Below are 19,006 nucleotides of genomic sequence, written 5' to 3'. Positions count from 1 at the left end.
TACTTTGGCGTGGTTTTTTAACGCAATATGAGCATGCAACCACACGCAAATCCAAACACCTGCGCCGCCCCCGGCCAGCCGGCGGCGCGTCCCTGGGTGGAAAACCGCGCGGCCAAAGACGAGCTGATTTTGGTTACCGGTGCCGGGGGGTTTATTGGCGGGGCGCTGGTGCGTTATTTCAAAGACCTCGGCTACCAGCGCATCCGGGCCGTGGACCGCAAGCCCCTGCCGCACTGGTATCAGCGCGTGCCGGGGGTGGAGGAATTATGCCTGGACCTCCGGGTGGAGGAGAACTGCCGCCGCGCCGTGGAAGGCGCCGCCGAAGTCTATAATCTGGCGGCCGACATGGGCGGCATGGGTTTCATCGAGCGATTCCGCGTCGAATGCCTGCGCAGCATCTTGATCAACACCCATCTGATTGAACATGCCTGGCGCGCCGGCGTGCGCCGGTATTTCTTCTCCAGCTCGGCCTGCGCCTACAACACGGAATTGCAAAAAGACCCCCATTGCCGCGCCCTCAAAGAGTCCGATGCCTACCCGGCCATGGCCGAGCGCGGTTACGGCTGGGAAAAATTGATGTCAGAAATGTTCTGCCAGGAGTACACCGCCGAGCGCGGGCTGGCCACATTCATTGCCCGTTTTCACAACGTCTATGGCCCTTGGGGCACGTGGGATGGCGGGCGCGAGAAGGCCCCGGCCGCCATCTGCCGCAAAGTCATCGAAGCCAAGGCCACCGGCCGGCTGGAAATTGAAATCTGGGGCGACGGCACGCAGACCCGCAGCTTCATGTACATTGATGATTGCATCAAAGGCATTGACATGATCATGCACACGGATGCCCTGAAGGCTACGCCCATCAACCTCGGCACCAGTGAAATGATCTCCATCAATGATCTGGTGTCGCTGGTGGAATCCATCGGCGGCGTCAAACTCCAGCGGCATTACAAACTGGACGCCCCCCGCGGCGTGGCGGGGCGCAACAGCGACAACACCTTCATCAAACAAATGCTCGGCTGGGAGCCGTCCATTCCGTTGCGGGAGGGCTTGAAAACCACCTACCAGTGGATTGAAGAGCAGTACCGCAAGCGCCAGGCAGGCGAGCACACGGTGCAGGACTTGTACTAACCGATGGGCATGTCGGACGCCAACCTGAGTCCCACCGGCCCCATTCCGCCGCCCCCGCCGTGGGGCCACCTGCCGTATCGGCTGGCCCTGGCGGGGGGCTGGATTGACCAGCCCTTTGTGTCCCGCCTGAATCCGGAGCCGCCCGGCAGCATGGTGGTGGTGGGCGTGCAGCCGGATGCCCCCTGGATGGACCGCTCCGGACTGGCCACCGGCACCCGGGCGGTGGCCCGGCGGTTGTGGCAGGATCGCCTGCCTGACGGTAATCCCGCTGATTTGGTGCGGACATTGTATGCCGCAGAAAACGCCGGGCGGCCGGATCCTTCCGGCTCGCAGGACATGATCGGTTTGCTCTACCCCGGCATCAACCGCCTGGACTACGATGCCCGGCACGAAGGCGGCATCTTTCCCCAACATATCGAAACCTGCCGTGATCCGGATATCGTCCACTGGCTGGCCCAGGTCCTGCACATTATCCCCATCGCGCCGCGACCGGAGGGCTACCATCCTTTGGGCGAAAAAAATCTGGAGCCGGCCTGGGTGCGGCGGCTGGGCCAAACCGGCAAAGATTGTTTCGCCGCCATTCTGGCGCGGGATGCCGCCGCACTGGGACGCTCCTTTAATGAGTGCATGGAGTGTTGGGAGCATCTGCTGCCCCACACCGTGCGGCATCCCACGCTGACGGTGGACCTGGGCGCCATTTTACGCTATTACCAGGCCCGTTACGCCGGCGCAATGTATTCCGGCTGTGGTGGGGGTTATCTTTACGTGGTCTCCGTAAAGCCTGTGCCCGGCGCCTTTCATGCCTCCCTGCGCCTCTGAACCATGAAGCACAACGTTCAGGTCATTGTCTCGGGGCCTTTTGATGATCTGCGCTCGCGCCACGTGCGCCTTTTGGAGGAGGCCGCGCGGCTGGGGCCGGTGCGGGTGCTGTTGTGGGACGATGCCTCGACGGCCCAGGCCACGGGCAATCCCGTGAAATTTCCCCTGGCAGAGCGCCACTATTTTTTAAGCGCCATCCGTTATGTGGATTCGGTGACAGTCATTCAGGCTGCCAGCGGGCTGCCGGTCCTGGAGCGGGCGGCGCCCGTCCCCCCTGCCATCTGGGTTTATCCTGAGGAGGAAGATTCACCCGCGCGCCAACAATTCTGCGCACGGCACGGATGGCGTGCCATGCCGCTGGCCGCGGCGGCATTGAGCGGTTTTCCCGAGCCGCCGGCCGGCCCCGTTCATCCGGAAAGAAAAAAGGTCATTGTCACCGGCTGCTACGACTGGCTGCACTCCGGGCATGTGCGTTTTTTTGAGGAAGTCTCGGCCCTGGGGGATCTATACGTGGCGGTGGGCAATGATGCGAATGTGCGCCATTTGAAAGGCGCGGGGCATCCCCTGCTCTGCCAGGACGAACGCCGCTACATGGTGGGCAGCATCCGCTACGTCACGCAAGCCGTGCTCACCACGGGGTGGGGCTGGCTCGATGCCGAGCCGGAAATCCGGCGTCTGCAACCGCACATCTATGCCGTCAACGAAGACGGAGACAAACCGGAAAAACGCGCCTATTGTGAGGCCCACGGGCTGGAGTATGTGGTGCTCAAACGAACACCCGCGCCCGGGCTGCCGGCCCGCTCCAGCACCGCCCTGCGCGGGTTTTAGCATGGCGCCGCGGGCGCAACCCCACCCCCATGTCTGACGCTGCTCCAGAAAAGCCCCGCCTGCCGCCCGGCTTTCATCATGCCTACTGGTTTGCGCTGTTCAACGCGCTGTCATTCCAGATTGTGTTGAGCAGCCCCATGGTGCTCTATGCCAAGAGCCTCGGCGGCAGTGCCACCGTCCTCGGGGTGGTGGTGAGCATGATGCCCCTGCTGGTCATCTTTCAAATCCCCGCCGCCCAATACATCCCGCGCCTCGGTTTTCGCCGGTTTGTGTATGCCGGCTGGGGCATCCGGGTGGCCTTCATCTTTGCAATGGCCGCAGTGCCCTTGTTGGGGGCATTCCTGGACCGCGGTACCCAGTTGGCGCTGCTGTTGTTTCTGCTGTTTGGCTTCAATCTTTCGCGTGGCATATCCAGTTGCGCGTGGCTGCCGTGGATCACCAGCCTCGTACCGGAATCCATCCGCGGCCGCTACCTGGCACGGGATGCCGCCGTGGTGAATCTGGGCAGCATCATGGTTTTTTTACTGGCCGCGCTGTTTTTGGGCAGCGAACCCCACCCGTATCAATTCAGTTTGCTCTTTGCCTTCAGTGCCGTGGCCGGCGCCGCCAGCCTGAGCTTCCTCAAACGCATCCCGGATGTCCCCGTGCCGCAAGAACCCGCCGGCAGCACCGGCGAAGTTCCCTGGGGGGCGATTTTGCGGCATGCGCCTTTTCAGCGGCTGCTCGTCACCGTCATGCTTTGGGCGGTGGTTTATGGCGGCATGCAAGCCTTTCCCGTGGCCTTTCTGAAGACCGAAGCGGCCCTTTCCGAAGGACGGATTCTGCTGCTTTCCACCACGCTCTATCTGGGGGGCATGGGCAGTCTGTGGCTGTTTGGCTCCCGCCTGGATGCGGCCGGCAGCAAACCGGTGCTGGCCCTGGCATTCGGGGTTTATGTGCTGATTTTAGGCGGGTGGTGGCTGATGTCCGGCAAGGCCCTGCAGGCCTCCACCGCGCCGCTGATCGCCCTGCTGGGGTGCATGGGCCTGTTCTCCGCCTCGGCCAACATGGCGTTCACGCGCCTGGCCATGGCCTCCGTGCCCACTATGGGGCGCAATCATTTTTTCGCCCTTTTCTCTGTGGCGTGGAATGTCACCCAGGGGGTGGCCCCCATTCTCTGGGGCATGATGATTGATGCCATCGGGGAGTTCCGCACCCGCTGGGGCGGCGTGGAGTGGAATCGTTACAGCATCTTTTTTGCCGCCGCCGCGCTGGTAACCCTGGCCGCCCTGTGCAGCACCCGCCGGTTGGTGGAGCCCAAGGCCGCCAGTTTCGAAGAGCTGTTGCGGGACCTCTTATTGCGGGCCCCCATGAAATTCTGGTTCCGGCTCTGGCCGCGTGGCTGAGGCAGGAAAATCGGGCCTCCGACACTCGCCAAGACCACCCGCCTGTGTTACGATTTGTGCCATGATGACCGCACTGCGACTTGGCGCTCTGGGGTTATTAGGATTGTTGGCAGGGCTTGGGCTGCTGCTCGAGGCCGCCCCCGCCCCTGCTCCCCCGTCCCTGCCCCGCCTCATCGCTGCCGCAGAACCGGGCTGGCCGCAATGGCGCGGCCCCTACCGGGATGGCATTGCCCGTGAAACCAATCTGCTCAAACAATGGCCGGAGGGCGGCCCCCCGCGGCTGTGGGAAATCCATTTCCTGGGCCGGGGATACTCCGCTCCCGTACTGGCCGCCAACCAAATCTTTATCACGGGCGATGTGGGGGAGCATCTGGTCATTTATGCGCTGGATATGGAGGGAAAACTGCGGTGGCAGGTCACCAATGGCGCTTCCTGGAAAGACCCCTATCCGGGGGCCCGCGCCGCCGTGGCCTATGACCGTGGGCGCCTCTATCACATGAATGCTCATGGGCGGGTGGTCTGCCTGGACGCCCAAAGCGGCCGCGAATTGTGGTGGGTGGACATTTTGCAGCGTTTCCAAGCGCGCAACATCACCTGGGCCTTGAGCGAGTGCCTGCTGGTGGACGAGCGGCATGTTTATGTCACCGCCGGCGGAGATGCGGCCCTGATGGCGGCCTTGGACAAGAACACGGGGGAAACCCGCTGGGCCAGCCCGCCGTTGCGGCTGAACAGCCCCGAAAACGCTGCCGACCGCGCCAGTTATGCCTCGCCCATCCTCTTTGAATGGGCGGGACGGCGGCATCTGGTGAATTGTTCCCAGACCCATGCGTTTGGGGTGGATGCCACGACCGGTGCGCTGTTGTGGACCTACCCCATGCCCACCACCTACAAAGTCTTGGCCGCCACGCCGGTGTTGATCGGCGACGGGGTATTCGTCACCGGCCCGGACAGTCCCGGCGGCACCTTGTTGCGGATACGGGACACCGGCAGGGAGGTCTCGGTCAGTCCCAAGTGGATTTCCAAGCTGGATACCTGCCACGGCGGCATCATTCAAGTGAAGGATTTGCTGGTGGGTTCCTGGTATCGTGGCCGCCGCGGTTGGGCCTGTCTGGATGCCCAAACCGGTGAACTGCTCCACCAAACCAACGCCCTGGCCAAAGGCAGCCAGATTTTTGCCGACGGTCGCTTTTACTGGCTTACCGAAGATGGCCTCCTGGCCCTCGTGGAGGCCGACCGCGAGAAGTTTGCCTTGGTGAGCCAGTTCCGGTTTGTGGAGAAACATAAAAACGACGTCTGGGCGCACCCGGTTATCTGGCAGGGCCGCCTTTACCTGCGTTATCATGAGCGCCTGGCCTGCTACGACCTACGCCCGCGGGAATGACCTCGTCCCAGGGGGCTGGAGCGGCAAAATTTTTTTGAAAAATTTAGTGGATATTTGGGAGAAGTTTGGTACATTCCCTCGCTCTTGCAGGACCAGGCCGGTTGGCCTGGTTGAAGCAGATGGAGAGAAAGACATCGAACGCTTTTGGCTTGAGGATAAGTACCGTGACCGCGAAGAAAAAAACGGTTGAAAAGAAGGCCACCGGCAAAACCGCAAGCAAGGTTGCCGAGAAAAAACCGGCGCCTGCCCGGCCGGCACCCCCGGCCAAGCCGGCTGTCCCGGCCAAAATGAGCGGTCCCAATAAATCCACGGGGCCGGCCAAACGGGTGGCCGCCACGGCCGCCGCCATTCTGGGGCGCCCGCTGAACAAGCAAGGCCCGGCGGTGCCGGTTAAAATCAAGCCGGAATGGCAGAAATATTACGATATTTTGATGGATTTGCGGGAGCGCCTGCAACAACAGATGAGCGGGCTGGCCAAGGATAGCGCCGAACAGTTGCCCGGCTACAGTCTGCACATGGCCGACACCGGGACGGACACCTTTGACCGTGACTTTGCGCTGAGCCTGCTCTCCAGCGACCAGGACGCCATCTACGAGATTGAGGAGGCGCTCAAGCGCATTGAGCGCGGCACCTACGGCGTGTGTGAACTCACCGGCAAACCCATCCCCAAGGCCCGGCTGGATGCCATCCCGTGGACCCGTTTCACCGTGGAGGCCCAAATCCAGCTCGAGCGTGACGGCCAGTTGCGCCAGCGGCGCTTGGGCGCGCTGGGCACGGTGGACACCGTGGGCGCGGTGGAGGTCGAGGATGCGGAGGCCGAGGAAGAGGAACGTCCGGCCAAAGAACGTGAATAATTTTGCCTATGCCACGAGAAATCGTCACCTTGGAATGCACGGAAGCCCGGAAGGAGGGCAAACCTCCCTCCCGGTACGTCACGACCCGCAACAAGAAGTTGCAAACCGAACGCCTGGAGATCAAGAAGTACAACCCCCATCTCCGGCGGCACACGGTGCATCGTGAAATCAAGTAATGACCTATGCCTCGTAAAACTCACACGGATCGCAAAGAACGGGCTCATCCCTCCCGCCTGACCCCGCGCACGCCGCGGCCCAAGCCCAAGATTGATTTCACTGTGGACGCCCTGGACTATCGCAACACCGCCTTGCTGCGTAATTTCGTCACAGAACAGGGCCGCATCCTGCCGCGCAAATACACCAACCTGCCGGCTCATTACCAGCGCCGCCTGACCCGGATGATCAAACGCGCCCGGGCCATGCTGTTGATGCGCTAATCCACTTTCCGACCTGACTACACCACCGGCGATGCCCCATCGCCGGTGGGTTTGCTTTTGTCCCGCCTGCCATCCCCCCAAGAATGGCAGCAAATTTCTTTTTTTACGCGGCCTACAACAGGCGGCCTTCAGTGAGACGCTTGACCTTGTGCCGCACGGCTTCCTTGTGCTTGCGGGCCTTGGCCTTGCTGTGGCGCTCCCGGATTTGTTGTTCGAGCTTTTTAACCACCTTGTCAATCGCCACGTACATGTCGCCATCGGTGTGCTCGGCAAACAAGTCCGGCCCGCGCACTCCCACCCGCATGTTGCAGGTAAACTGGCGTTCCGGCGCGCGGGTCGCATTGTACTCCAGCGTCACCCGCACATCCACGGCCCGCCGGTGCAATTTCTCCAGCTTTTGCACCCGCTTGATGATGTGGTTCTCTATCGCTTCGGTGAGGGAGAGATTGTGCGTCGAGAGAACTAATTTCATACACTTGAAACATGCCTCATCGGCAGGGAAAAATCCAGACTTGTCGCGCCGATTTTCACGATTTTTTTCGTGCCCCCTTCCGCCCCGAAAAAAGATTTGCGCGGGACCCGGCCAATGTTCAGATTGTGGGCCGATGAAATTTGAAACTTTATGCCTTCATGGCGGTCAGCAGCCTGACCCGGTAACGCTGTCGCGCGCAGTCCCCATCTACCGCACCAGCTCCTACGTTTTTCGCAACACGGAACATGCCGCCAATCTGTTTGCGCTGAAAGAGCTGGGCAACATCTACACCCGGCTCATGAACCCCACCACGGATGTCCTCGAAAAACGGGTGGCGCTGCTCGAAGGCGCCCCGGAGCTGGGCGGACTGGGCCTGGCTTCCGGCACCAGCGCGGTGTTTTATTCCATCATCAATCTGGCCGAGGCGGGCGACAACATCGTCAGCGCCCGCAACCTGTACGGCGGCACCTACACGCAGTTCAACGACATCCTGCCGTCCCTGGGCATCAAGGTCAAATTTGTGGACTCTAATGACCCGGACAACTTTGCCCGGGCCATTGATGAGAAAACCCGCGCGCTCTTCTGCGAGACGGTCTCCAATCCGGCCCTTGAAATCACCGACCTCGAGGCTGTCGCCCGCATTGCTCACGCGCACGGCCTGCCCTTGATTGTGGACGCCACCTTCAGCACGCCCTACCTGACCCGCCCGCTGGATTTCGGCGCGGACATTGTGGTGCATTCACTGACCAAGTGGTTTGGCGGCCACGGGGTGGGCATTGGCGGCGTGGTGGTGGACAGCGGGCGTTTCAACTGGGCTGGCGGCCGGCACCGGCTTTACACCGAGCCGGATGCCTCGTATCACGGCCTGCGCTGGGGCCTGGACCTGCCGGAGCCGTTGCGTCCCCTGGCCTTCATCTTGCGGATGCGCACCGTGCCGCTGCGCAATCTGGGCGCCTGCATTGCGCCGGACAATTCCTGGTTCTTCCTGCAGGGCATCGAAACCCTGCCGCTGCGCATGGAGCAGCATTGCCGGAATGCGCTGGCCGTGGCGCAACATCTGAAACAGCATCCCCGCGTGGAATGGGTGCGCTTCCCCGGCCTGCCGGACGATCCCATGTACGCCCTGAACCAAAAATATTTGCGCGGCAAGGGCGGCTCCATGGTGGTGTTCGGCATCAAAGGGGGAGCCGCCGCCGGCCGCAAGTTCATTGACTCGCTCAAGCTTTTCTCCCACCTGGCGAATGTGGGCGATGCCAAAAGCCTGGCCATCCATCCGGCCACCACCACGCATTCCCAGCTTGATGAAGCGGCCCAACGGGCGGGCGGCATCACGCCGGAATTGGTGCGGCTGAGCATCGGACTGGAACATATTGACGATATTCTGACGGATCTGGATCAGGCCCTGGCCGCCGCCACCACGGCCTAAAACGGCCCCGGCGCACCTCAGGGCTCCTTCTGCTTTTCCACCCCAGCCGGGGTGGTTTTAGATGGCGGCAGGCCAGCCTGCTCGCGAAATTGCGTGTCCAGCCGCTGCCACAGCGCCGCCATCTCGGCGACTTTGGCCGGCTGCTCCGCCGCCAGATTCCGGCTTTCGCCGCGATTCGTGCTCAGATCGTACAATTCCCACGGCCCCTGGGCGCCGGCGGCCACCAGCTTCCAGTCGCCCACGCGCAAGGCCCGGTTGCCTTGGTGGCTAAAAAACAAATACTCCCGCGGCAACGGCGCCTCGCGCGCGAAGGTGGGCGCCAGACTGCACCCGGCCAGCGGCGGCGCGGCTTTGCCCTGCCATTCGGGCGCGGGCTGAATGCCCGCCAAATCCAGCATGGTAGGAAGTAAATCAATGAAATGCCCCGGCGCGCGCCGCAGGCCCCCGCGGTCTTTAATGCCGGCTGGCCAGTGCACAATCAGGGGCGAACTGATGCCGCCTTCATGCACCCAGAACTTGTGCAGCCGCAACGGGGCATTGGCCGCCGAGGCCCACCCTGGCCCCAGGCAGAGAAAAGTTTGGGCGGAGCCGACCGGAGCTTCCGGATTATGTTTATCCCCGCGAATAATCTGCTCGGCGCTCGCTCCGTTGTCGGACACAAAAAAGGTGAGGGTATTATCCGCCTGTCCCATGGCTTTGATTTGGGCCAACACCCGGCCAATTTCCTGGTCCATGCGATCCACCATGGCCGCGTGCACGGCCATTTTTTGGGCCTGAAATATTTTTTGCTCCACCGTGAGCGCCTGCCAGGGCACGGCATACGCCGATTCACCGGCCCCAATCTGCCGCTGCAGCTCGGCCTCGGCCAGGCTCCACGGCGCAAAATAATGCGGCTCCAATTCCGGCAAAGGATGGGCCGTCAGCCCCAGAGCCGTGGCGCGCTGCCAGCGCTGGCGCCGCACCACGTCCCACCCGGCCAGATAACGCCCGGTGTATTTCGCGATGTCCTGCGGCAGCGCTTGCAAGGGGAAATGGGGGGACAGAAAGGCCAGGTACAGGAAGAAGGGCCGGTCGCGATGCTGCTGTTGATGCTGGCGCAAGAATTGTATGGCATACTCGGCAATCGCAATGGTGGAGTAATATCCCGCATTGGTGGCCACCAGCGGCAGCGGCTGATCATCGAGCAACGTGTTGCGCGGATAAAAGAAACGATCATGATCCTCCACCGAGTAAGAGCGGTCAAAGCCCCCGTCGGCCACCCGCCGGGGCGCGCCTTGGATGTGCCATTTGCCGCTGTGATAGGAACGATAACCGGCCGCCCGAAGATAATGCGGGGCCAGTCGGGTCCACTCAGGCAGCCGCCCTTGTGGCGGATCCATGCGCACCTGTTGCGCATAATAACCGGTCAGCAGACAGGCCCGCGAGGGCCAACAGCGGGCCGTCGAATAAAATTGGGTGTACCGCAATCCGTCCCGGGCCAGGGCGTCCAGATGGGGTGTGTCAATTTCTCCGCCATAACAGCCCACATCTGAAAAGCCCAAATCATCGGCCACAATGATCAGAAAGTTGGGCGGCCGCGGCGCAGCCCACGTCTGGGCGAGCGCCAGGCACAGCCACAGGCACCCCAGACAGACCGCCCGCCTCAACTTACCAGCGCTCATAATGCACGTACTCGGCCCGGTACCGCGAGCGGGGTTCTTTGAATTCGGCCGGATGGCCTATCGCAATGGCGGATACTGGAATGATGTGCTCCGGCAAGCCCAACACCTGGCGGACGTGCCGGATGCGATTTTCCCGCGGATGCACCCCCAGCCAGCAGGCCCCCAGCCCCAGCACATGGGCTGCCAGCAGCAAATTTTCAATGGCCGCGCTGCAATCCTGCAGCAGGTAACTCAACTGGCGGTCATGGGCGGCTTCGATATCCCCACACACTACGATGCCCACCGCGGCATCCGCCAGCATTTTGCCGTTGGGCAATTCTTCCGTCAGCCGGACTCGCGTGGCCCGATCACGCACCACGATGAACCGCCACGGATCCTTGGCCACCGCACTGGGCGCCGCCATGGCCGCATGCAACAAGGCCTCCACCTGGGCGGGAGACACCGGCTCGGCCGTGTAGGCCCGAATGCTGCGCCGTCCAAAAATAAAATCCAGTCGTGCGTCCATGGTCATGGTGTCAGGCCGGAATGTCTTTGCCGGTAGTGGTCACGGTCAGTTTGCCGTGTTTGAGTCCCTTGATGGCCAGGAGGCGATCCGCCATGCGCTGGATTTCTGCCACCTTGCCGCGTACCACCAGGACTTCCAGGCAGTTGTGATGATCCAAATGCACATGCAGCGTGGAAATGATGGCGTGATGATGATCGTGCTGGAAATCGGTCAATTCCTCGGTCAAATGCGGCTTGTGATGGTCATAAACCAGCGTGATGGTGCCGGCAATTTCGCGCTCGGGGGATTCCTGCAACTGGTCCACCAAACGATCCCGAATCATATCCGCCACCGCCTGCGAGCGGTTGTCAAACCCTTTGGCATGCACCCAGTCATCCAATTGCTGCAGCAGCCCGGGCGGCAGACTTACCGTAAAACGCGCGGCTAATTCTTTTTTCATAAGCGGCCTCGGAACGTAACTTCATTGTGCCTGAGCTTCCTGCCCGCGCAACCTAAAAGCCATGCACCCTCCCCGGCGCGTGGGGCGCGCCGCGGCCTGCACCGGGCGGGGAGTCTCCTGCATCTTGTGCTGGCCAACGCCCTTTGGCAGGTTTATAATGACTGCGAACAAAACAGCGCTCAACCTATGGACATCACCTTCAAATGCCCCGCCTGCGAGCAGGAGCTGGAAGTGGACGCTTCCGGCGCCGGCAGTGAGATTGAATGCCCCTCCTGCGGCACGCCCATTATCATTCCCGCCCCGCCCGCCGAAGCTGCAGCGCCGACGCCGGAGACGGTGTTGAATCCCATCGCCACATCGGCTGCGGCCAAGGAGGAGAAGCATTTCAAGGTGCCCACCGGCAAGGCGCCGGTCCAGGCCCTCATCAAAAAGGCTTCGCGCCCGCTGGAGTTTGCCGCCCAGGAAAGCGACCGCGTGTTGCGCATTAAAACCATCCGCCGCTCCGAGTGCCTGGAGTTTGGCAAGGATAAATTCGATGAGACGGTTACCGAGATCCTGCAAAAAATCGGTGAAAAACACATTCTGGGGCTTTATCCAGTCAGTTATTCCCACATCGATCCCACCTCCCAAAAACTGGTGGAAGATTACGGCCTGATCATCTATTTCCGCGGTTAACCGCCCGCCAGTCCAACCTTCGCATGCGCTGTCTGGTCACGGCCGGCCCCACGTTTGAGCCGCTGGATGAAGTCCGCCGCCTAACCAATTTTTCCACCGGCAGGCTGGGTTGTGGCCTGGCCGCCGCCCTGACCGCCGCCGGTCATGAGGTGTGTCTGCTGCTGAGCGAGCAGGCCATCGTGCCGCCCCCGGAGCTGCCGCGGAGCGAAATCCAGCGTTTCACCTCCACGCAAAGCCTGCGCGAACAGTTGGCCGCCCGCGCCGGCGGGGCCATCGAGGCGGTTTTTCACGCTGCCGCCGTCAGCGACTTTACGTTTGGCCGCATTTACCGCCGCCTGCCCGATGGCACCACGCAGGAGGTGCGCGGCGCCAAAATTGAATCACGCGGCGCGCCTTTGCTGGCTGAACTGGTGCCCACGCCCAAACTTCTGCCGCTTCTGCGCGATTGGTTTCCCCGGGCCATCATCATTGGCTGGAAATACGAGCTGGAAGGCACAACGGAGGAAGCCCTCGCCAAAGCCCGGCGCCAGCTAGAGGAGGCCCGTTCCCATGCCTGCGTCCTCAACGGCCGCGCCTACGGCCCCGGCTTTGCCCTGGTCACGTCGCAACGCCCCCCCCAACACTGCCGGGACCAGCAGGCCCTCTGCGCGTCCCTGCTGCAACTGCTGGCGGAACGCGCCCCCGGTTGATCACCTCGCCCCTCCCGGCCCCACCAACTGCTTGCGCGCCAAATCCCGCGCCTGCTCCACCAGTTTCAGATCGCGCCGCAAATCCGCAAAACGAAAATCCGGCAGCCCGCTTTGCGCCTGCCCGCACAGGTCACCCGGCCCGCGCAGCCGCAAATCCTCCTCGGCAATGGCAAAACCGTCCTGATGCTGCACCAGCACCTCCAGGCGCTCCAGGGCCTCGGGCGATTTAACGCCGGCCAGCAATATGCAATAAGATGTGTGGGCGCCGCGGCCGATGCGCCCGCGCAGTTGGTGCAGTTGGGCCAGGCCAAACCGCTCCGCATTCTCCACCACCATCACCGTGGCATTGGGGACATCCACCCCCACCTCAATGACACTGGTGGCCAGAAGCACCTGCACCCGGTTGGCGCGGAAATCGGCCATGATCTCCTCCCGCCCGGCTGGCGGCATCCGCCCGTGCACCATGCCCACGCGCCACGGCCGCAAGCATTGACACACGTGATCATATTCCTCCTGCAGCGCTTTCAAACCGTTCTCGGAATCCCCCTCTTCCAGGCGCGGATAAACCACATAAGCCTGCCGGCCCGCCGCGAGCTGCTGCCGCACAAATTCCCATACCTTGGGCGCTTTATCCGGCGCACGGACAAAAGTGCGGATGGCCCCCCGCCCGGCCGGCCGCTCATCCAGCACGGAAACATCCAGATCCCCATACAAGGTCAACCCCAGAGTTCGCGGGATGGGCGTGGCCGTCATGATGAGCAGATGCGGATAGCGCCCCTTGCGCACCAGGGCCTCGCGCTGGGCCACGCCAAACTTGTGCTGTTCGTCAATGATCACCAGTCCCAGTCTGGGAAGGCTGAAATCTTCCGTAATCAAGGCGTGGGTGCCGATGGCCAACTGGGGAGAGGCCGCGCCAAGCGTCTCCGCCTGGCGCCCGGAAAGGTACAAATGCACCGCCACCCCCAAGGGCGCCAGCCACGTTTGAAAAGTGCGAAAATGTTGCTCGGCCAGAATGGTGGTGGGCGCCATGAGCGCCACATCATGCCCGCTTTCCAGGGCCATCAACGCCGCGCAAGCCGCCACCACGGTTTTACCCGCGCCCACATCCCCCTGCAACAAGCGCCGCATGGGACATGTCCCGCCCAGGTCCTGCCGGATTTCCCGCAACACCCGGGTTTGGGCTGCGGTAAGTTTGAAAGGAAGGCGGGCGAGGAAGGGTTTGATGAGCCGGTTGTTGTCCCCGCCGCAAGGCAGGGGCACGGCGCGCTGTTGCAACTTCCAGCGCCGGGTTTGCAGTTGGATTTGCAATGCCAGCAATTCCTCCATCGCCAGCCGCTGGCGGGCGCGCTCGGCCTCTTCGGCTTCGGCGGGAAAATGCAGAGCATTCAAGGCCTGTGATTTGGGCAGAAAACCCGCCTCCACCAGGACCGGATGCGTCTCGGGAATCTGGCCCTCCACCTGCCGCAAGGTGCGCCAGATCAACCCGCGAAGCCAGCGTTGCGTGACCCCCTCCGTCAGCCGGTAAATGGGGGTGATGCGCTCGAAATGGGCGCCAGCCTCCTCATCTGCCTCCAGCACCTCCGTATCGGGATGATCCATGGTGGGAGGACGCAGTTGGCGCACCGTGCCATAAGCGACAACCTCATCACCCACCCGGAAATATTTCTCCATGAACGGAAGATTCCACCAATGGCAGTAGAGCCGGCCGGTGCCGTCATCCAAGATGAGTTCGTACACGGATTTCGTGCGGCGCTTGAAGTACTTGACTCCATGTGCCAGCACACGCCCCCGCACCAGGGCCGTTTGCCCCTGTTGCAACGTGCCAATGGGCAGGGTGTGGCGCCGGTCTTCATAACGCCGGGGACAGTGCAACAGCAAGTCAGCAACGGTCCGAATCCCCAGTTTGGCCAGCAATTCCGAGCGCTCCGCGCCCACCCCCCACAACACGGTGACGGGCTGCTCCAAAATGGCGGGTGTGGCCTTCGTGCTTTCCACAGCCACAGCTTAAAAAAAGCGCGCGCCGTTGACGAGGTGAAAGCCGGTTCATCGCGCAAAAAATCCCCTTCAGATTATTGCCCGCCAACCGATGTTGAAGTATATTGGTTTGCCTGACCCTTCGTCCGCAGACGACGGAAACAAACAATCATCTCCAGGCTGGCCAGCTTGTTTATGAAACCGTTGGATTTTCCCGACGTGCACCATCTTGCCGCCGCCTGTGGCTGGCTCGAGTTGGGGCTCCCGCACGAGGCCGAAAAAGAACTGAAAAACGTTTCACCCGGGTATCGCCGGCATCCGCAAGTATTGCGCCTGCTGTGTCAAATTGCCGCCCGCCGTCAACAATGGCGGCAATGTGCCGAGGCGGCGCGCTGCCTCACCCAGGTGGCGCCCGAGGACGGTCTCGGGTGGATGCAACTGGCTCACAGCTTGCACCAGTTGGGCCAGACGGCCGCAGCCCATGACCTGTTGCTGCAGGTCATGGACATGCTCGAGCCGGATTCACGCATGGCGCTGGACCTCTCGTGTTATGCCTGTCGTCTGGGTCATCTATCCGAAAGCCAGGAATGGCTGGCGCGTGCTTTCGAGCTGGCCGCCCAGCCCCAGGAGCGCGAGGCGTTGAAGGCGCGCGCGCTGGAGGACCCGTCGCTGGCGCCTCTGCGCGATGTCATCCAACACCTGGTTTGAAGCCGGCGCAGGCTCAGGGAGTTAACACGCGCAACGCCTGCGGGCGCACCTCAAAACGGCAGGGTGTCTGGCACAGCGATTCGCCGTCCGCACACACCCACAAGGGGGCCGAAGGTGTTTCATACTCCACCCACGAACTGGTGAGCACACGCACACGGGGATGGGTGAGGTGGGTCCCTTGCATGACCCGGGGCAGCATCCGCACCACCGTCAGGCGCGAGACCTGCTCTACCAGCGTGAGGTGAAAACGTCCGTCATCGGGCACCGCCCCGGGAGCGATCATCATGGCCCCGCCGTAACTGGGCGAGTTGGCGGTGGCCACCAGCAAAATGCGCCCTTCATATTGTCCAAAATCACCGCGCAAACGCACAACGGGGAAATTATAATACGAAAGCACCCGTAACACGGCATACAGATAGGCAGCCGTGCCGCGCAACCATAAACGGCGGGTTTCCACAAAGCGGCTGGCCTCGGAATCAAAGCCCAGCGTGGCCACCGTTAAAAAAACACGCGCACCCACACAGCCCAAATCTACCGCCCGGGTCCGGCCTGCCATAATGATTTGTGCCAGACGCTCAGGAGCATCGTGGCGGATAAGCCCCAACGCCCGCGCAAAATCATTGCACCGCCCCCGGGGAAGGATGCCGAGCGGCACCGGCGTCCCCGCCAATGCCGTGGCGGCTTCCTGCAAAGTGCCGTCACCCCCGCAGACCACCACCGCGTCGCATCCTGCCGCCACGGCCGCGCGGGCCCGGCGTTCGGCGTCCCCCCTGCTGGTGGTGGTCTCCAGCTCGGCGGCGTGGCCGGTTTCCCGCAAAAGCTGTTGCACCCGTTGCGCTGTCTCCAGGGCGGAACGGTTGCCGGAAACCGGGTTGACCAGCAGGTAATACCGCATGGGCGGATTTTGCCTGCAAGCCCGGGCCGGCCCAAGGCCAAAATAAGCACAAGGAGCAGAAGCAACCACGCACCAGCCCCCACCTCGATTCCGGGCTACTGCAATTTCGCCCGAACAACGATGACCACGGCCGGGCAAAAGGCGGGCTGATAATATGCCCTGCGGGTGGCACGTATCTCCCCAGCTCGGGAAGAAGGGGTGGATCATCCACCGAGATCACCTGCATGAGCCGATGGCGCCAACGCCACGCAGCACTTGAATATCGGCTCAGTACTCTCGCTTGCCCAATTTACCCGGTTGCGGCACCGGATAACGCCCATCCGCCCCCAGTTGCAGCGGTGCGGGACTGTCCAGAGTGATTTTATCAATGCCCGGGGCGAATTCATGCTCGCAGTTGAGCATGTCTTCGTAAGTGATGATCTGGCCGGTATGCGCTGCCATGCGGCCCATGGAAGTCACCAAGCTGGCAATGGCGCCCCGCTTGGCTTCGTTGTAGGGCAGATCTTTGCGAATGGCCTCCACCAGATCATCCCATTCCAGTTGATACGGGCTCGGCTCCGGCTGCGGAAAGGCCCAGATCAAGGAATCGGTGGAGATGTTGTGCGAATTGAACAACCGCACCCGGCCCGGCGTGTGGGCATTGGTGCTGACAATCCCCGAGCCTTTGGTGCCATGCACATAACTGGCAAATTCATTATGGCAGCCGGGAATGTGCCGGCCGGTGAACCACAGCTTGGTGCCATCGGGATAGGTGTATTCGATGGAGTAACTGTCAAAGTTCTGATCCAGCGAATCCCCGCGGAAATGCCGTCCCCCGACGGCATGCGCCCGCACCGGCCACGCATTTTTCATCCACGAGCATTCGTCAATTTGATGGATGTTGTAATCGCTGAAAACCCCGCCGCTGGCCCACAAGAAGGCATGAAAACGTTGAATCTGGTACAACGTTTCATTCATGTTGGCCGGCCGGCGCCCGGCCGTGGCCGCCGTGCCCCCGGTGCGATAGGCACGCATGAGGATGATGTCCCCAATCTGACCGTCGGCGATGAGTTTGTGCAATTCCTGGCGTCCCTTGCAGTGACGCACCATCAACCCCACGCCCACCTTCAGGTTTTTCTTCTCCGATTGCTCGGCCAGCTCGAGCATCTTGCGCGTGGTGGGGCCGTCCACCGTGACCGGCTTTTCCATGAATACATTGAGGCCTTTTTCGATGGCATATTGGAAATAGGGCCAGCGGAAGGCCGGCGGGGTGGCAAAAATGGCGATGTCCCCTTTGCGCAGGCAATCCATGGCCTTTTTGGCCGCATCAAAGCCCAAAAACTTGCGATCTTCCGGCACATCAAACTTCCCGGAGTTGGCGTATTTGTTGCTCAACGACTCAAAGCTGCGATTGAGTTTGGCCTCAAAGACATCCGCCATGGCCACCAGTTTGATGGGGCCGCTCCGGGTGGAGAGCGCATTATCTGCCGCCCCGGTGCCCCGGCCCCCGCAACCAATTAACGCCACCTGAATCGTATTGTTTTCGGCGGCATAACCGGGACGGGCCACGGCGGCCGCCAGCGCGGCGCCGGTGACAGCTTTGGCTGATGTACGTAAAAAAACGCGGCGAGTCGTTTCCATAAGCTCTGGGTTCTTTGTTCGGCCACAGGATAACCCAAAGCCCCGCGCCTGTCCAATCCTGATTAGGCGCAAAATGCGCTCAACTGACAAATTCGAGCTCCGGCGCGCGGGGGATCAACCCCCGGGCAGAAGCCTGGCCCAGAAAACGCCGGATGCTTTCCCGCCCGCGCTCGCCGTAATCCAGCGTCCAATGATTGACATACATGCCCACAAAGCGGTCCGCCAGCTCGCGGCCCATGTCGCGGGCAAATTGCAGGGCGTACTCCACCGCCTCCGCCCGGTGCTCGAGACTGTAACGAATGCTATCGCTCAGCCAGCGGCTGACGCGCTGACGGTCTGCCACCGAGAAACGTTTGTGTATGACATTGCCGCCCAGCGGCAACGGCAGGCCGTCGTTCTGCCGGCCCCACCACACGCCCAAATCCTCACAGACCACCAGGCCCTCGTTTTGATAGGTAAGCTGGCCTTCGTGAATAATAAGCCCCACCTCGGCCTCGCCGCGGCGCACCGCCGCAAAAATCTGGTCAAAGGGAACCACCACATAATCAAACTCCCGCGCGGAACGTCCCAGCCAAAGCTGCAAGGCCAGAAAGGCGCTGGTCATCACTCCCGGCACCGCGATGCGCCGCCGGGCGATTTCCTCCCGGCTTAGCGGCTGCCGGGCCACGAGCATCGGCCCGTAACCATCCCCCATGCTGGCCCCGCTGGGCAACAAAGCATATTGGTCACAAACATACGCGTAGGCATGAATGCTGATGGCCGAGACATCCAGCTCGCCGCGGGTGGCGCGTTCATTGAGCGTCTGGATGTCCTGCAAAATGTGTTGAAAACGAAAACCCGGCGTCGGCAGCAGCTCCCGGGCCAGCGCGTAAAACATGAAAGCATCGTCCGGGTCCGGCGAATGCCCCAGCGTGACTACTCGTTCATTCATGCAGGCAAGGTAGAAACAGCGCCCCCCCCATGCAAGCATGGATGCGCCGACGGCGACCTGCAACGGCCCGGGGCCGAACAGCCGGGAAGACACACACCCTTTATCAGCCTGGAGGCATGGCCGTGAGGTGGGCGCAAATCCCCCATCAATGCCCTTGGCCGGCACCCTGGTCTGATTGTATA

At 62.0% G+C, this 19,006-nt stretch carries 20 protein-coding genes; 12 read left to right on the top strand and 8 right to left on the bottom strand.

Annotated elements, in window-relative coordinates:
• Window positions 1-33: 33 nt before the first annotated feature.
• The 8 genes from N3J91_01505 (at window position 34) to rpsR (ending at window position 6,829) form a co-directional block, all read left to right on the top strand.
• Window positions 34-1,125: an NAD-dependent epimerase/dehydratase family protein gene (locus N3J91_01505; protein ID MCX8155121.1), complete on the top strand. Its 1,092-nt coding sequence runs from the start codon at window positions 34-36 to the stop codon at window positions 1,123-1,125.
• 9 nt (window positions 1,126-1,134) lie between these two features.
• Window positions 1,135-1,944 carry a hypothetical protein gene (locus N3J91_01500; GenBank protein MCX8155120.1) on the top strand — a complete coding sequence of 270 codons (810 nt, stop codon included), beginning with the start codon at window positions 1,135-1,137 and terminating at the stop codon, window positions 1,942-1,944.
• Window positions 1,945-1,947: 3 nt separating this feature from the next.
• On the top strand, window positions 1,948-2,772 hold the full coding sequence (locus N3J91_01495; GenBank protein ID MCX8155119.1) for an adenylyltransferase/cytidyltransferase family protein: 825 nt from the start codon (window positions 1,948-1,950) through the stop codon (window positions 2,770-2,772).
• A gap of 29 nt (window positions 2,773-2,801) precedes the next feature.
• Window positions 2,802-4,157 (top strand): MFS transporter, encoded by a 1,356-nt coding sequence (locus N3J91_01490; GenBank protein MCX8155118.1) that lies wholly within the window; start codon window positions 2,802-2,804, stop codon window positions 4,155-4,157.
• 61 nt (window positions 4,158-4,218) lie between these two features.
• On the top strand, window positions 4,219-5,538 hold the full coding sequence (locus N3J91_01485) for a PQQ-binding-like beta-propeller repeat protein (GenBank protein MCX8155117.1): 1,320 nt from the start codon (window positions 4,219-4,221) through the stop codon (window positions 5,536-5,538).
• Between the two features lie 287 nt (window positions 5,539-5,825).
• Window positions 5,826-6,392, top strand: coding sequence for a TraR/DksA C4-type zinc finger protein (locus tag N3J91_01480; protein ID MCX8155116.1), 567 nt, complete (start codon window positions 5,826-5,828; stop codon window positions 6,390-6,392).
• An 8-nt stretch (window positions 6,393-6,400) separates the two neighbouring features.
• The gene (gene rpmG / locus N3J91_01475) at window positions 6,401-6,568 is read left to right on the top strand and encodes a 50S ribosomal protein L33 (GenBank protein MCX8155115.1); all 168 of its coding nucleotides are present in this window, start codon (window positions 6,401-6,403) and stop codon (window positions 6,566-6,568) included.
• Window positions 6,569-6,574: 6 nt separating this feature from the next.
• Window positions 6,575-6,829 carry a 30S ribosomal protein S18 gene (gene rpsR, locus N3J91_01470; GenBank protein MCX8155114.1) on the top strand — a complete coding sequence of 85 codons (255 nt, stop codon included), beginning with the start codon at window positions 6,575-6,577 and terminating at the stop codon, window positions 6,827-6,829.
• A gap of 112 nt (window positions 6,830-6,941) precedes the next feature.
• Here rpsR and raiA read toward each other — a convergent pair whose 3' ends face one another.
• Entirely contained in the window at window positions 6,942-7,301 is a 360-nt protein-coding gene (gene raiA, locus N3J91_01465; GenBank protein MCX8155113.1) for a ribosome-associated translation inhibitor RaiA, read from the bottom strand.
• Between the two features lie 133 nt (window positions 7,302-7,434).
• Here raiA and N3J91_01460 point away from each other — a divergent pair, with 133 nt between their 5' ends.
• A complete protein-coding gene (locus N3J91_01460; protein MCX8155112.1) occupies window positions 7,435-8,727 on the top strand; it encodes an O-acetylhomoserine aminocarboxypropyltransferase/cysteine synthase in 1,293 nt (430 codons plus the stop codon).
• 17 nt (window positions 8,728-8,744) lie between these two features.
• Here N3J91_01460 and N3J91_01455 read toward each other — a convergent pair whose 3' ends face one another.
• The 3 genes from N3J91_01455 to nikR are packed head-to-tail and all read right to left on the bottom strand — an operon-like array spanning window position 8,745 to window position 11,332.
• Window positions 8,745-10,388, bottom strand: coding sequence for an arylsulfatase (locus tag N3J91_01455; protein MCX8155111.1), 1,644 nt, complete (start codon window positions 10,386-10,388; stop codon window positions 8,745-8,747).
• Window positions 10,375-10,893 carry a nitroreductase family protein gene (locus tag N3J91_01450; protein ID MCX8155110.1) on the bottom strand — a complete coding sequence of 173 codons (519 nt, stop codon included), beginning with the start codon at window positions 10,891-10,893 and terminating at the stop codon, window positions 10,375-10,377. The genes N3J91_01455 and N3J91_01450 overlap by 14 nt, the downstream gene beginning before the upstream one ends.
• Window positions 10,894-10,903: 10 nt before the next feature.
• Window positions 10,904-11,332 (bottom strand): nickel-responsive transcriptional regulator NikR, encoded by a 429-nt coding sequence (gene nikR / locus N3J91_01445; protein MCX8155109.1) that lies wholly within the window; start codon window positions 11,330-11,332, stop codon window positions 10,904-10,906.
• Between the two features lie 186 nt (window positions 11,333-11,518).
• On the opposite strand from nikR, the gene N3J91_01440 reads away from it, so the two are divergent.
• Complete coding sequence (locus N3J91_01440; GenBank protein MCX8155108.1) at window positions 11,519-12,007, top strand: hypothetical protein; 489 nt, start codon at window positions 11,519-11,521, stop codon at window positions 12,005-12,007.
• Between the two features lie 23 nt (window positions 12,008-12,030).
• The gene (locus N3J91_01435) at window positions 12,031-12,696 is read left to right on the top strand and encodes a phosphopantothenoylcysteine decarboxylase (GenBank protein ID MCX8155107.1); all 666 of its coding nucleotides are present in this window, start codon (window positions 12,031-12,033) and stop codon (window positions 12,694-12,696) included.
• Here the strand turns inward: N3J91_01435 and recG are convergent, their stop codons facing one another.
• Window positions 12,697-14,691, bottom strand: a complete 1,995-nt coding sequence (gene recG / locus N3J91_01430; GenBank protein MCX8155106.1) for an ATP-dependent DNA helicase RecG — start codon at window positions 14,689-14,691, stop codon at window positions 12,697-12,699.
• 174 nt (window positions 14,692-14,865) lie between these two features.
• On the opposite strand from recG, the gene N3J91_01425 reads away from it, so the two are divergent.
• Window positions 14,866-15,378 (top strand): tetratricopeptide repeat protein, encoded by a 513-nt coding sequence (locus tag N3J91_01425; protein MCX8155105.1) that lies wholly within the window; start codon window positions 14,866-14,868, stop codon window positions 15,376-15,378.
• A 13-nt stretch (window positions 15,379-15,391) separates the two neighbouring features.
• On the opposite strand, the gene N3J91_01420 is transcribed toward N3J91_01425, so the two are convergent.
• From N3J91_01420 to N3J91_01410, 3 genes are all read right to left on the bottom strand, one after another.
• A complete protein-coding gene (locus N3J91_01420; GenBank protein MCX8155104.1) occupies window positions 15,392-16,273 on the bottom strand; it encodes a diacylglycerol kinase family lipid kinase in 882 nt (293 codons plus the stop codon).
• A gap of 267 nt (window positions 16,274-16,540) precedes the next feature.
• Entirely contained in the window at window positions 16,541-17,893 is a 1,353-nt protein-coding gene (locus N3J91_01415) for a Gfo/Idh/MocA family oxidoreductase (GenBank protein MCX8155103.1), read from the bottom strand.
• 79 nt (window positions 17,894-17,972) lie between these two features.
• The gene (locus N3J91_01410) at window positions 17,973-18,824 is read right to left on the bottom strand and encodes an ABC transporter substrate-binding protein (GenBank protein ID MCX8155102.1); all 852 of its coding nucleotides are present in this window, start codon (window positions 18,822-18,824) and stop codon (window positions 17,973-17,975) included.
• Window positions 18,825-19,006 lie beyond the last annotated feature (182 nt).

It is taken from the genome of Verrucomicrobiia bacterium, assembly GCA_026414565.1.
Classification (GTDB): domain Bacteria; phylum Verrucomicrobiota; class Verrucomicrobiia; order Limisphaerales; family Fontisphaeraceae; genus Fontisphaera.
The sequence above is the reverse complement of the archived record's forward strand: the minus strand, read 5'-3'. Positions and strand labels throughout refer to the sequence as shown.